Annotated in this window: 15 protein-coding genes; 7 read left to right on the top strand and 8 right to left on the bottom strand. The window is 45.6% G+C overall.

All coding sequences use genetic code 11. The features are described from left to right. Positions 1 to 14 precede the first annotated feature (14 nt). Positions 15 to 1,826: a serine/threonine protein kinase gene (locus NG796_RS21275; RefSeq protein ID WP_261209101.1), complete on the top strand. Its 1,812-nt coding sequence runs from the start codon at positions 15 to 17 to the stop codon at positions 1,824 to 1,826. A 132-nt stretch (positions 1,827 to 1,958) separates the two neighbouring features. Here the strand turns inward: NG796_RS21275 and NG796_RS21270 are convergent, their stop codons facing one another. From NG796_RS21270 to NG796_RS21255, 4 genes are all read right to left on the bottom strand, one after another. After that, entirely contained in the window at positions 1,959 to 2,189 is a 231-nt protein-coding gene (locus NG796_RS21270) for a hypothetical protein (RefSeq protein WP_006669972.1), read from the bottom strand. A 61-nt stretch (positions 2,190 to 2,250) separates the two neighbouring features. Beyond that, positions 2,251 to 2,412 carry a hypothetical protein gene (locus tag NG796_RS21265; RefSeq protein WP_261209097.1) on the bottom strand — a complete coding sequence of 54 codons (162 nt, stop codon included), beginning with the start codon at positions 2,410 to 2,412 and terminating at the stop codon, positions 2,251 to 2,253. A gap of 242 nt (positions 2,413 to 2,654) precedes the next feature. After that, the gene (locus NG796_RS21260; protein ID WP_261209096.1) at positions 2,655 to 2,876 is read right to left on the bottom strand and encodes a HigA family addiction module antitoxin; all 222 of its coding nucleotides are present in this window, start codon (positions 2,874 to 2,876) and stop codon (positions 2,655 to 2,657) included. Positions 2,877 to 2,999: 123 nt separating this feature from the next. After that, positions 3,000 to 3,161, bottom strand: coding sequence for a type II toxin-antitoxin system RelE/ParE family toxin (locus NG796_RS21255; RefSeq protein ID WP_317619340.1), 162 nt, complete (start codon positions 3,159 to 3,161; stop codon positions 3,000 to 3,002). Between the two features lie 306 nt (positions 3,162 to 3,467). Here NG796_RS21255 and NG796_RS21250 point away from each other — a divergent pair, with 306 nt between their 5' ends. Together NG796_RS21250 and NG796_RS21245 are read left to right on the top strand one after the other, a co-directional pair. Beyond that, positions 3,468 to 3,926, top strand: coding sequence for a hypothetical protein (locus NG796_RS21250; protein WP_261209095.1), 459 nt, complete (start codon positions 3,468 to 3,470; stop codon positions 3,924 to 3,926). Positions 3,927 to 3,928: 2 nt separating this feature from the next. Further along, entirely contained in the window at positions 3,929 to 4,663 is a 735-nt protein-coding gene (locus NG796_RS21245) for a hypothetical protein (RefSeq protein WP_261209094.1), read from the top strand. Between the two features lie 245 nt (positions 4,664 to 4,908). On the opposite strand, the gene NG796_RS21240 is transcribed toward NG796_RS21245, so the two are convergent. Both NG796_RS21240 and NG796_RS21235 read right to left on the bottom strand, forming a co-directional pair. Further along, positions 4,909 to 5,334: an HNH endonuclease gene (locus tag NG796_RS21240; protein WP_261209093.1), complete on the bottom strand. Its 426-nt coding sequence runs from the start codon at positions 5,332 to 5,334 to the stop codon at positions 4,909 to 4,911. Positions 5,335 to 5,342: 8 nt separating this feature from the next. Then, positions 5,343 to 5,546 (bottom strand): hypothetical protein, encoded by a 204-nt coding sequence (locus NG796_RS21235; RefSeq protein ID WP_261209092.1) that lies wholly within the window; start codon positions 5,544 to 5,546, stop codon positions 5,343 to 5,345. Between the two features lie 622 nt (positions 5,547 to 6,168). Between NG796_RS21235 and panB the strand changes: the two genes are divergently transcribed. Further along, positions 6,169 to 6,948: a 3-methyl-2-oxobutanoate hydroxymethyltransferase gene (gene panB, locus NG796_RS21230; protein ID WP_261209091.1), complete on the top strand. Its 780-nt coding sequence runs from the start codon at positions 6,169 to 6,171 to the stop codon at positions 6,946 to 6,948. 47 nt (positions 6,949 to 6,995) lie between these two features. Here panB and NG796_RS21225 read toward each other — a convergent pair whose 3' ends face one another. After that, entirely contained in the window at positions 6,996 to 8,576 is a 1,581-nt protein-coding gene (locus tag NG796_RS21225) for a CPBP family intramembrane glutamic endopeptidase (protein WP_261209090.1), read from the bottom strand. A 350-nt stretch (positions 8,577 to 8,926) separates the two neighbouring features. Beyond that, entirely contained in the window at positions 8,927 to 9,103 is a 177-nt protein-coding gene (locus NG796_RS21220; protein ID WP_261209089.1) for a hypothetical protein, read from the bottom strand. Between the two features lie 20 nt (positions 9,104 to 9,123). Here NG796_RS21220 and NG796_RS21215 point away from each other — a divergent pair, with 20 nt between their 5' ends. From NG796_RS21215 to lpdA, 3 genes are all read left to right on the top strand, one after another. Further along, complete coding sequence (locus NG796_RS21215; protein ID WP_261209152.1) at positions 9,124 to 10,482, top strand: histidine phosphatase family protein; 1,359 nt, start codon at positions 9,124 to 9,126, stop codon at positions 10,480 to 10,482. Positions 10,483 to 10,734: 252 nt separating this feature from the next. Continuing rightward, complete coding sequence (locus NG796_RS21210; RefSeq protein WP_261209088.1) at positions 10,735 to 12,042, top strand: dihydroorotase; 1,308 nt, start codon at positions 10,735 to 10,737, stop codon at positions 12,040 to 12,042. A gap of 253 nt (positions 12,043 to 12,295) precedes the next feature. Beyond that, positions 12,296 to 13,726, top strand: a complete 1,431-nt coding sequence (lpdA, locus tag NG796_RS21205) for a dihydrolipoyl dehydrogenase (RefSeq protein ID WP_261209087.1) — start codon at positions 12,296 to 12,298, stop codon at positions 13,724 to 13,726. Positions 13,727 to 13,886 lie beyond the last annotated feature (160 nt).

Raw genomic sequence — 13,886 nt, 5'->3', positions numbered from 1 at the left:
ATTTTAAAAAACTTATGCAGCCAGCTTTCCTCCACTGCATCAACCCAAATTGTCCAAGTCCCACCGCCCAAAGTCCGAGTCATCACTTTTGTGACAGTTGTGGAACCCCTCTGATTTTAAATGGGCGTTATCTTCCTTTACAAAAATTAGGGACCGGCGGCTTTGCCGTCACTTTCACCGTTTATGATCGACAGACGGACCGGGAACGAGTCTTGAAGGTGTTAAACGAGCGATCGCCTAAAGCCTTAGAACTCTTTGAACAAGAGGCAGCAGTTTTAGCAAGTCTGACCCATCCGGGAATTCCCAAGGTCGATCGCGATGGTTATTTTCACGTTTCCCTCAAACATCCCCAACCCCAAACCCTGCCTTGTCTCATCATGGAAAAAATCGAGGGGTTTACCTTGGATGAAATGCTGCATCGCGATTATCCTCAAGGATTTCCCGAGGCATTGGTAGTGGATTGGTTGATGCAGGCGGCAGATATTTTGGAAGAATTGCACCGCCATTCAATTATTCACCGGGACCTCAAACCCACCAATTTAATGGTCCGCATGGCAGCGACTCCGACAAATACGGGTACTCCATTCTCCTTATTTAATAGAAGGATGGGGGGAAGTGCAGCGGGTCAACTGGTGGCGATCGATTTTGGCGGGGTGAAACAACTCAGCGGGAAACAGGCGAGTTCCACGAGGCTGTTCTCTCCAGGTTACAGTCCTCCAGAACAGATGATGGGGGCTTCTGTGGGACCGGCAGCGGATTTTTATGCCTTGGGACGAACGGCAATTTTTCTGCTAACCGGGCGATCGCCAGCAGACTTTGATGATGGAATGTCCGGAGAATGTCGCTGGCATCCTCACGCCAGAGTTAGCCTAAATCTGGCTAATGTCATCGATGAAATGCTGGAGTTTCAGGTTGACAAACGATTATCCAGTGCAACAGAACTCCAAGGACGACTGGGACAAGGTTCGTATTTAAAAACCTTAGTCCGCCATCGGAATCTGGGACTGAGTGGCCGTTTAGCAGAATTTGCGGCAGTGGCATCTAGGCAGAGTATCAAATTTTGCTGGGGAGTCGGAACCTTGGTGATTAAGGCGATCGCCACCCTCGGCATAGTCAGTTACAAAACCCTAGAAAGCATCCTGATCACCACCTTAGATCTAATCAGTTGGGCCTTTACCGCCTGCTTTGATACCCTATTAGGAACTATCTTAGGCGGATTAGGTGCGAGTGTCGGTGCCGGAGTTGGATTTACCTTAGCCTATTGGCTACCCGTCGGCAGCCGACTCAGCAGCCGCCTAGGTGAGTTAATCTCACAATGGTTTCCTAATCTGGAACTGATAGTTGATCCAGTGGCGATTCTATTTGGAATGGCCGGTTTAGGCACAGCCTTGGGATTAACTGAAGCGGGAAGTTTTGGACAACAAAGACGATTTATCGTCGCTGGCTTGATGGGAGTATTTGGGTATGGATTAGGATGGTTTGTATTAGCGGTGAGTTCAACCAGTGAGACCCTAGCTGCCCCTGATTTAGTCGGATTTACGGCAATTGCGATCGCCTCGATAACCCTAGGGTTAGGGTTACCCAAACCGCAACTGTTCCATGCGACGATGAGTGCGATCGGGACTGCGATCGTGATGGCCGTCTTTCTCTATAGTTCATATTTTCCCCTAATTTTAGACCTATTTTCCGCCACCTCCGGAATCGGGATGCCGCAATTTTGGGATAGCATCGCCTTTTTTGCCCTCCTCGGAATGACCGGCAGTTTTTGTCTCGGTTGTAGTTACTATTTACTGATGCCCGTGTTGAGACTGCTAGGATTTCGCTAGAATAAATTTAATGATTGAGGGAAAAACCCGGGGGTTTTCTCAAAAGTTATTCTATCTCAGGCAAACCATCAAAGTTAACGGCACTTCTAGCGGTTCGTCCGTGATAAAGGTAATTTTACCTAAGTTGATTTTTCAGGTTTTAACTAGGTTTTGTTGGCCGAGTTCCAGGGAAATGCCACTAATGCGATCGTCTCCAGGGCGATAGGATAACACTTCAATGCCAATAGGTTCATTGGTATCTCCATCTTTGAAAAGGATAATATCGTTCCCAAGTTCCGTAGCAATTTGGTTGGGGCGGGGAGATTGCCAAAAAATGGTTAAAAGTTCGGTTTCTGGTTCATAAAATACTTTTATTTGGGCCATAATTTTTCTCCTGTTTTGATTGAATCAGTTTGGTAAGCTGTAATCAAGTAACCCTCTCCATCTAAACGCCGAGCAACAGCAACCAGCCACCTTTTTCTTTAAGGGTGCGATAAAATAGCAAGACATTAATATCACGCTGACTTTGGTAAATGGCATCCGGTTGATTAAGGGTTTGCTGAATTTCTGTTTCATAATTGGTAATATCAGGATGTTTGATAAGCAATGTTTGCCAGTAGTTTTCGGTGGTGCGGACTGTGAACCCTAGGGGAGTAGAAACAATAAATTTAACAATTGATTCCCTGTTTTAGCGGAAGGCTAGGGTTTGCTGATATTGTAGCGAATTTTGGGATTTGGGGTAATGAGTTTTGGGGTGGGTTTGGTAGGGGTGGACAATCTTTCTCTGTCGAAGAGGATGGCGATTCTCCTCTTCGGTTAATTGTGGATACTGAGGTTCACAAAATGTGACTACTCAAATTTTAGCAGCTTGCCCCCAGAAGAAATTTGATTCAGAATCTCTTGCTCTTGCTCTTGGGTATGATATAAATCCCAACGCAATTGAAGATTTAACCAAAAATCTGGAGATATATCAAAGAATTTAGCCAACCGCAAAGCTGTACTGGGAGTGATGCCTCGCCGACGATTGATAATCTCATTGACTCGTTGATAGATATGGGACATGAATAGCATCGGCCAAGCCTCGTTGTGTCAGTTCCAGCGGTTTCAGAAACTCTTCTAAAAGCATTTCTCCCGGATGAGTAGGGGGGCGATGAGTGGGAATGCGAACCATTATGAATTACTCCGTGAGTGATATTAGTGATAATCGACGATTTCAACCTCTTCAGGACCCTGTTCACTCCAGACAAAGCAAATGCGATATTGCTCGTTAATCCGGATGCTGTATTGACCATTACGGCTACCGACTAGAGCTTCCAAGCGATTGCCGGGGGGTATTCTTAGCTCATCAAGGTTGATGACTGAATCAAAAGGCTTATATAGCGGGTCTCAATCAATTTGTCATAGAGAAAGCCAGCAAAAAACTCAGACTAGAAGATGATTGGGCTTGGATCCATTATCATAATGATGTAGGTTGACGCTAGTAGCTATGTATGTTATAAATTTTCCCATATAGCAGTCCTACATCCGTTCTGTGATGGATCCAAATCTGAGACCCTTGGTAGTGTGAGCATCTTGCTCGCTAGTTTGGTTGCAAATCATTTAGGATTGCTATATTACGGGGTAACTGGCAGGATTGGCTATTAAACTAAGGTACTTTCAATAATGGAATGGCTGGAAATTGAGACTCTTGAGGATTTAAAGCAATTGGGTTCCTACAGAAAGATCCGTGAGGAACTCAAGAACAGCTTAGGGGAACGGATTTACTTTAAAGCTAGAGGCTGGGCAGACTTATGGGAAGTAGTCCAAAGCATCCGTAAACTCAAAATATCTGGACGATTACTCCAAAAATTTGAAGAATCTCCGTCCAATATTTCAGATGAAAATCTGATGTACTTCAAGTCGGAAGTAGATAGAATTATTTATGCTCTCTTAAGACTAGATGGAGAGCAAAGACTTAAAGAACTTGGCGTCAATAAATCCCATACAAGAGATTTAGAAAAAGCTAAAAGCTGGCGAAATGGGTTAGCCAAGATTATTCATCCCGATGTATGTAAGCATCCAGAATCTGTAGAAGCATCTACAAAACTCACTCAAATGTATGAACAAATGACCAGGAGATAAAAATGAAAGGAGAACTTGTCCCTTTTCGATACGCGGCATCTGATTTAAACATTGAGTTTGAAGAGATATCCCAATATTCATATAATTTACATTTGCAACCTATGAAAGTCATATACAATGCTTGGTCTAAGGCGGCTAAAATTGACCGCCTTGGAATGCTTTGGATTGACGAGTTAGAACTTCATAATATATTAAGAACAACTAAAGATAATGCAAACTATATTGCGCTAGAAATTAGTGACAAATATAAAGTTATCCACGGGGGAAAAACCTACATTCAAGGCTCTGAAGTTTGTCGTTTACTGAATGATGTAATCCAAACCGGCAATACTCTTTTAAGGCGGAGATACGCGAGTTTTTCAGAGAAAATATACAAAATCATAAGAGATTCTGACCAGGCAGAGTTACTTAGATGCGAATATTGGGAAACCGTCAATACTGTTAAGAAAAAACTCAAAAAAACACGAATTAAAATGCTGAAAATTGAAAATGATGAATTAACTAATTTGCCACTTGAGGATAAAAGTGAGTTTTCGCATATCAGAAAGGCTAGTATTCATATCGTCATAGCTGATAAATATTGGAACGGTCTTATTGTAAATCATGATACGCATAAAATTATAACTCAAAGAGGAATAAACGATGAAGATCAGCTATTGGATTTATGTCAGGAATACAACTGGGATACTACCTGGTTCTCTGTATTTTGCGAATCCTTACAGTCTTTAGATTTCTGATAATATTATACCGAGGAGATTGTTATAAGATTACACACAGGAGATTCGGCATAAATCCTTAATCCGTTACTTCTCCACAGTTTGCAAATCTGACCACAAGGATTGCCCTAACTTGACATCCTTATCCCGCTTCAACTAATCCCGGAAACCAGCAATGGTTAGTTTGACGATAGTATTCCGTGTTACCTTTATGCCGATGCCCTCAACGCTGTGATTATTCTAACTGAGAAGCAATCCATCCCTAGTTACTGTATATCTTCTGGAGGTGGATGTCGTCCTAGCAATTCTTCTTCTGCCCGAATAGCCAACAGAGTTGACCGATTTAAATTAAGGGCTTTCACTGTTGCTCGACCTGTTGCTGTTAACCCAATCACTTCGATTTTATTCCAAGTAAAATGAGCATTCCATTGTTGTTGGCGAGGATTAAAAATACTGACCATTTCACGGGTTTCAGGATCCTCAATTTCCTGACGTGCGCCTTTGCGAAGCGAACAAGAAACACAAGCCAGGGCTAAATTTTTGGGGATGGTTTCACCCCCAGCCATAATAGGAATTACATGATCAATGTGAAATGTGGCAACTTGACCCAACTGAGAAAGACCACAATATTCACATCGGTTCTTAGCTCGTTGAATAACCAGTTGCCGGAGAACATTAGGAATTTTGGTCATAATGATGACTACTGGCGCACTCGCGTTGAACGCAATTGTAGTAAGGATAAAAATTCCACCAACTCAACCAATCCCTCGGCCTCCTGTCGTTCGTCGGAAGACAGGGGATAGCCATTATCTTGACGATCTAACAGAAAATGTAAGCGATTTTCAACGGCTGGCGGCAGTTGAAAGTAAGTCAGTTCTAGGGGAATTTCGACGATTTCCGGCATAACCCAGTTAGCCTCAGTTTGTGCTTACGGTTATTCTATTGTAATTGCCAGAACAGGAGCAAGCAACAACCTGCGAGGATTTTAAGGTCCCTCTGGCAGTGTCGGTTGTAAATTGATAAGCTAGGCTGATATTCTTACGGTTAAAATATTCAATAATTCAAACTTCGCCCAGTTTTTCCCCTAAATTCACCAACCGCATCCCCAACGAAGTGGCAAGGGTTTCGGGTAATTTTTGACAATCTGCCAAATTATGGTAAGGTGTATTTTCAGTGGAGCAGTTTGCCTTGTTGCTAAAGTTGCTGGATTTTGACCCAGTTTTTTGCTCTAAACCCTTACAATGCCGTTATCAGTGGGGCCAAGGCTGGCGTCCGATCTCCTCCCACCTGTCCTCCCCCGTGACTAATTTTTTTCGCCACCCAACACCGGCTATTGACTAATCAGCCAACTTGTGTATTTGGTACATCCGGTAAGTTAGGAGTTCCTAGAATCCTAGAGACAGGGGGAATCCTCGATCGCGCTTAGGGATCTGATAAGATTGGAAAGGCAATCCATCTCTATATAATGATGTGACTGCCGGTTGCTACTTTTGCCAGCGGATTGACCGACTTGAACCCACCCAGCTATGCCAATCACCCCTCAACAATTACTAGAGCGAAAACAACAAGGAATGGCGATCGTGGCGCTGACGGCTTATGATTATGTCTCGGCGAAATTGCTCGATCGCGCTGGGGTGGATTTGCTGTTAGTTGGCGATTCATTAGGAATGGTGGTGTTGGGGTATGAAACGACTCTTCCGTTAACCCTTGATGAGATGATTCATCATGCGAAAGCTGTGCGACGGGGTATTGAAAAAGCTCTGATGGTGGTGGATTTACCGTTTTTAACTTATCAAGAAAGTTTCCAACAGGCGATGCATTCGGCGGGAAGAATTCTTAAGGAAACAGGTGCTCAAGCGGTGAAGTTGGAGGGGGGATATCCGGAAATTGCTGAAACTGTCCGGCGATTGGTGTTGGCAGGAATTCCGGTGTTGGGTCATGTGGGATTAACGCCGCAATCGGTGCATCAATTAGGGTATCGGAAACAGGGGAACACTCCGGAAACGAGCGATCGCATTTTTAAGGAGGCAGTCGCTTTGCAGGAAGCCGGTGCTTTTGCGGTAGTTTTGGAGCATATTCCGAGTGAATTAGCCGCAGAAATTTCTAAAACTTTGGTGATTCCTACCATTGGCATTGGTGCCGGGTTGCACTGTGATGGACAGGTATTGGTGACTCATGATTTGTTGGGTATGACTGAGCGGGTGCCGCCTTTTGCAAAACGCTACGCCAATTTGCAAGAGACGATTACTCAGGCGGTGCAGGCTTATGGGGAAGACGTTCGCGATCGCCGTTTTCCCCCCGCCTAGAAAATATTGCAGATTAACAAACGAGGATTGCCTGGAAGGGTCGGAATTTAACTGCCGCCACTGCCGAGAACGAACAGACTAAAGAGTGTGCCGCTGTTCCAGAGACTGTGCAGGAGAATGGAGGAGAGGAGATTGCGCGATCGCGTATAGACGAATCCTAAAACCATTCCCAAGGTTGCCAATGGCAGGACTTCGGAGAGGTTGAGATGTGCCAAGGCAAACAATAAACTGCTGAGTACAATAGCGGTGGTAACGGAGAAGTAACGAGTCAGGGAGGGTAAGAGAAATCCCCGAAACATGATTTCTTCAAAAATAGGTGCTGCCACAGAAGCAGTGATGAAAAAGATAGTCAGCGCTACGGTATCTCGGTTTTCTAAGGCGATGGATAAAATGGGGTTGCTGCCACCGCGTCCCTGCCAGAATTGTTGGTTAATAATAGATACCAGAATGACTAAAGGTAAGGCAGCAAAATAACCGCCGAATCCCCAGGAAATCCAGCTTGCCTGTAGAACATTAAAGCGAAACCAGTCTTTAGCGAGGGGAAAGAAGGAACGGATGGAGAAGAAGAGGACTAATAATCCGCCAATGGCGATCGCAATATAAGTTGCCAAGATATAGAAGGCACGACTGCGAACATCTAGCATGGCAGATTGGACGCCGAAGAGTTGAACAACGATGGGAACTAAAACTTGTCCGAGGAAGAAGAATCCGACAATGAAAACCTGCCAAATGGTTTCCCAATCCCAAGGAGTTTCCCAAGTATTATCTCCATTTTGAACCAGTAGAGAATCTTTGCGTTTGAGGACCCATTGAATCCCGAGAAAGATGAGTAAACCGACTCCGACAACAAACCCGAATGCGGGAATCCCGGTAACTGTTGCTAATTTCCCTAACGATTCTGCTGCTATCTCTTGTTCTTGAAGATTGAGGCGAGTTAAGGCTTCATCTTGTCCCTGGATTTGATACAGTTTTCGGAAGGCTTGATAATGAAACCATCCCTCTAAGTTTTGGGTGAGAAGTTCTTCTGAATTAGCGGGGAGGGTTCGGGAATCTTGCCAAAGGGTTAATAATAAATTTGCGGTATTAGCGGTAGATTCCAGATGGGGACTAGAACGTTCAGCTAAGGGAGTCCAAGTCTCGATCGCTTGATCTAAATTACCTTGACTGGCTTTTAAAATACCAAGTCTTAACAGGAGTTCATCCCGAAGCGTTTCTTGATTTGATATTTGCTTTTGAATTTTTAGTTCGGCAAGTTCAGGGGGATTGATGCCTTCAATCAGAGGCGGATCCGAAGATTCATCCGGTGGGAGGATGACAGTGGAGGAGAGACGACTGCTTTGGGTGGCGATCGCTTCTTCTGTGGAGGCGACTGCCTCTTGATACTGTTTCAGTGCTGCTTCTAAAGGTTCTTCCCCCGCCAAAGCCTGCACAATTTGCACGGCTGGATCGTTTGGATACTCGCCTTGGTACTCTGCCACATGAAGCAGCAGATTCGTTTGATAAAGTTCCAGACGGCTTTGAACCTGGGGTTGATTGAAACTTTGCACCAAAGAGGTTCCCACCAGGAATACTGCCAGCAGGGTTAGTGCCGTTAAAACCACGCGCTTGATGAGCTTGATTGCATCCATTTTCTGTTTCTTCTTCCTCTGGATTCGGGAGATTGTATGATGATTCGACAGTCACTCTCTATTAGTTTACCTTGGATCGGAGTGGAAGCCTATAGCTATCTGAAAAATTGATAAAAATTGAATTAATTAAAGGATAAATTAGAGCTAATTTAATTTAAAATTATCTTTTTTTAAAATGGCAAGATTGTTACTAAAAATCATGCAATTTTTAGATAACCTAAGATTCATCATCAAAGGTTAAGGCTGAGTTAGAGAATAGACTTTTTGCAACATTCTGGATTGATCCCCCCAACCCCCCTTTTTAAGGGGGGCTTAAGACAAGTTTGCAAGAAGTCTGATAAATTTATCACCTAATTCGGAAAGAAATCCCGCCAACAGCCGTGAATCAGAGGTCTGGGTGAGAGGCAGAGAATAGGGGTCAAGGGGGGAATAAAAATGCGATCGCCCAGTTTAACTGGAGACCAAGAAGCGGTAAAATGCGATCGATTCTGCCCCTGCGCTTCACTCGCCTTGGGAGTCTGCACCATTTCTGTTGGAGGATAGAACCCTGACTACTCGCGTAATTATTGTCCGTCATGGTCAAAGCACGTTTAACAAAGAACGGCGCATCCAAGGTCGCCTTGATAAATCCGTCCTCACCGAAAAGGGTCGCGAGACGGCGAGTCAAGTTGCGGCAGCCCTGAAGGGCATTTCCTTTGATGCTGTCTACTGTAGTCCCCTGAAACGGGCGAAAGAAACAGCCGAGGCGATCGTTGCTGATTTGGCAGGAGACTCGCCACCTCCGGCACCCCAACCCAGCGATAAACTCATGGAAATAGATCTGAGGTTGTGGGAAGGAATGCTCAGAGAAGAGGTCCAGCAGAAATTGGGCGAAGATTACCTCTGTTGGCAAGAAAGACCCCATGAATTTTCGATGAATGTTCCCGGAGAAACGGGAAGTGTGGAACATTTTCCAGTTTTAGCATTGCATGAACAAGCGAAAGAATTTTGGGATGAAGTCTTACCTCTCCATCCCAATCAAACGATTTTAGTTGTTGGACATAATGGAATTAATCGCTGTTTGTTGAGTACCGCTTTGGGTATTTCCCCAGCGCGATATCATTCGATTCAACAGTCGAATTGTGGGATTAGCATCCTGAATTTTGACACACCGAGACCCCCTTTAAAAGGGAAACTCCCGGTTCAACTGGAATCGATGAATTTAACGAGTCATGTCGGCGAAAAAATGCCCAAACCCAGACCCGGACATATTGGACCCCGACTGTTATTAGTCCGGCATGGGGAAACGGAATGGAACCGGCAACAGCGTTTCCAGGGACAAATTGATGTGCCTCTGAATGATAATGGCCGATCGCAGTCTAAATGTGCCGCTGACTACTTGCAAGATGTGCAAATCGATTTTGCCGTGAGTAGTTCCATGTTGCGTCCCAAAGAAACAGCGGAAATTATCTTGCAAAATCATCCCGAGGTGGAATTAAAAGTGGATGATTTGTTGCGAGAAATCAGTCATGGACTTTGGGAAGGAAAGTTTGAATCTGAAATCGAAACCGACTTTCCTGGAATGTTAGACCAATGGAAAAATACCCCCGAATTGGTGCAAATGCCAGAAGGGGAAAATTTGGAACAGGTGTGGGAAAGGAGTATTCAGGCATGGAATGCGATCGTCAAAGCGGCTAAACCCGGGACAACGGGATTAGTTGTTGCTCATGATGCGATTAATAAAGCATTGTTATGTCATTTCTTTGGTCTAGGTCCTGAGCATTTTTGGAATTTCAAACAAGGGAATGGTGCAATTACGGTGATTGACTATACCCTAGGACCAGATCACCCCCCGGTGTTAGAAGCGATTAACATTACAACGCACTTTGGGGGGATTTTAGATAAGACAGCAGCAGGTGCATTGTAATCCTAGAATCAGGGTTTTGAAAGCCCTCCCCTTGGCAAGGGGAGGGTTGGGTGGGGTTCACCCAGGAATGATGAGAAACCGGGAATTTCAAGGATTTTAAAGCCCTCCCCTTGCGAAGGGGAGGGGACCGGAATTAAGAAATTTCCAGGGTTGATTCCAGGCATCGGGGAGGACCCCACCCAACCCTCCCCTTGCCAAGGGGAGGGGACCGGAAAGGAAAAGATTGATAGTGTTTGCTGTTGAGTGTTGACTGTGAATGAACTGCTGCAACAAGTTCGGATAATTGACCCGGTTTCGGGAGAGGATACGATCGCCGATGTTTGGATTGCCAATGGTGCGATCGCGCAAATTGCGCCAGAAATTGCTGACTGGGGAAGTGATACTCAAGTTCGGAATTGTCAGGGATTAATCTTAGGTCCTGGTTTAGTTGATTTGTACAGTCACAGTGGCGATCCTGGATTTGAGGAACGAGAAACCCTGACTTCATTGATGCAATCGGCAAGAAGTGGAGGGTTTACTCAAGTTGCAATTTTGCCAGATACTTCTCCACCTGTGGACAATCCTGGGGGATTAGCATTTTTGCATCAAAAAGTTCAAGGGATTAGAACCTTGAATGAGTTGTTGCCTCTCCCCACTCCTTCCCTGCCGAAACTGCATTTTTGGGGTGCATTAACCCGGGGAATCAAGGGAGAACAAATGACAGAATTAGCCGAATTAGAGGCATCCGGCATCGTGGGTTTTGCTGATGGTCAACCCATTGCCGATTTAGCACTGCTGAGGCGGATTTTGGAATATTTGCACCCTTGGGGTAAACCTGTGGCACTCTGGCCTTGTAGTCGTAAGTTAGCAGGAGATGGAGTCGTTCGGGAAGGGACTGCCTCTATTCGGTTGGGATTGCCAGGAAATCCGGCGATCGCAGAAACCTCGGCATTAGCAGCATTGCTGGAAATTGTTGCAGCAACGGGAACGCCGGTTCATATCATGCGCGTGTCTACCCAACGCGGAGTGCAACTGATTGAATCTGCCAAGGCGCAAGGATTACCCATCACTGCCAGTACCTCATGGATGCACCTGCTAGTGAATGCAGCAGAAATTAACAATCCAGCGATTTTTACTCCTTACTGTCCCAGTCTGCACCTAGAACCGCCAGTGGGGAATCCCCAGGACCAACAGGCATTGATTGCGGGAGTGAAATCAGGAGTCATCGATGCGATCGCCATTGATCATACCCCTTACACCTACGAAGAGAAAACCGTTGCCTTTGCTGAATCTCCTCCCGGTGCGATCGGACTCGAATTGGCATTACCCTTATTGTGGGAACATTTGGTGACAACTGAGAAGTTATCCCCGGTGGAATTATGGCGGGGTTTGAGTAGCAATCCTGCTAAATGCCTGCAACAAACCCCAGTGGCGATCGCACCCGGTACAGCAGCAGATTTCACCCTGTTTGACCCTCAACAGTCTTGGCAGGTGACGGGAGAGAGTCTGAAATCCCTTTCGAGTAACACCCCTTGGTTGGAACGAGAGATTACAGGACGGGTGGTGGAGATTTGGTTTTAGAGAGGGGGAGTTGGGGGAGATAGGGGGGATAGGGGAGATAGGGGAGATAGGGGTGGAAACGACTGAAGTCGTTACTACAAAATTAAGAAACGACTGAAGTCGTTACTACAAACTTCCCCATCCTCCCCATCTCCCCCATCCTCCCCATCTCCCCCATCCTCCCCATCTCCCCCATCTTTCCAAAATCTTGCCTCATATCCCTCCAGCATTTAACAATGGGAATAATCAACAACGCGCATCAGGAGAAATTTCGGTGAGTCAAGGATTTGATTACGATTTAGTGATTATTGGCGCAGGAGTGGGGGGACATGGTGCCGCCTTACACGCGGTGAAATGTGGCTTAAAGACGGCGATCGTGGAAGCTGGGGTTATGGGAGGTACTTGCGTCAATCGTGGCTGTATTCCCTCAAAAGCCCTGCTTGCAGCCTCGGGACGAGTGCGAGAGTTGCGGGATGCTCATCATTTGAAAACCCTCGGCATTCAACTCGGTGGCATCTCGTTCGATCGCGAAACCATTGCCAATCATGCTGACAATACCGTGTCTAAATTGCGCGGTGAATTAGTCAATAGTCTCAAACGCCTGAATGTTGATGTGATTCAAGGCTGGGGAAAACTGGCAGGAAGTCAAAAAGTAATCGTAGAAACCTCTAGCGGGGAAAAGACGATTACGGCTAAAGATATCATGTTAGCACCCGGTTCCGTGCCTTGGGTTCCTCCTGGGATTGAAGTGGATGGCAAAACGGTTTTTACCAGTGATCATGCCATTAAATTAGACTGGTTACCCCAGTGGATTGCCATTATTGGCAGTGGTTATATCGGGTTAGAATTTGCTGATATTTACACTGCTTTGGGTTCGGAAGTGACCATGATTGAAGCGTTGGATAGACTGATGCCAACCTTTGATCCGGATATTGCCAAACAAGCGCAACGGGTGTTAATTGCACCTCGGGACATTGAAACTCGGGTGGGAGTTTTAGCGGCAAAAGTCACTCCCGGTTCTCCCGTGGTGATTGAATTAATGGACCCCAAAACTAAGGAAGTGGTTGAAGTCTTAGAAGTGGATGCCTGTTTAGTGGCAACGGGACGAATTCCTGCTACTAAAAACTTAGGATTGGAATCCGTGGGTGCAGAAACCGATCGCCGAGGGTTCCTGCCGGTGAATGATGCCATGCAATTGTTAGCCGGGGGTGAACCTATTCCTCATGTATGGGCGATCGGTGATGCAATGGGTAAAATGATGTTGGCACACGCTGCCTCGGCACAAGGGGTCGCCGTGATTGAAAATATTTGTGGACGTCCTCGAACCATTGATTATCGGAGTATTCCTGCTGCTGCCTTTACCCATCCCGAAATGAGTTTTGTGGGATTAACCGAACCTGCTGCCGAAGAATTAGGGAAAGAAGAGGGATTTGAAGTTGCCGCAGTACGAACCTATTTCAAAGGCAATTCTAAGGCGATCGCCGAGGGAGAAACCGATGGAATTGCTAAAGTCATTTACCGCAAAGATACCGGAGAAATTCTCGGCGTGCATATTTTTGGCTATCATGCCGCTGACTTAATTCAAGAAGCTGCCAATGCGATCGCCAATCGTGAATCCGTCAATGAATTAGCCTTTAGCGTTCATACTCACCCGACCCTTTGTGAAGTCCTGGATGAAGCCTATAAACGCGCTGCCACCGTGTAATCTTTCATCCTAACAGGGACAAAGACTCAGGAAAAGCCCGCACAAGTGCGGGCTTTATGTTATTTTAAACATGAATAAAACTAACTGGAGTTTAGACTAAGCGAAATTTGACCCACCAGGAGGGGAGCCACTGTTAAAAGAGTGTAGGACAAAAATGAGA

Source organism: Laspinema sp. D2d, assembly GCF_025370755.1.
Lineage (GTDB): Bacteria > Cyanobacteriota > Cyanobacteriia > Cyanobacteriales > Laspinemataceae > Laspinema.
Note: the sequence above shows the minus strand (reverse complement) of the source record. Positions and strands in the feature narration are given on the sequence as shown.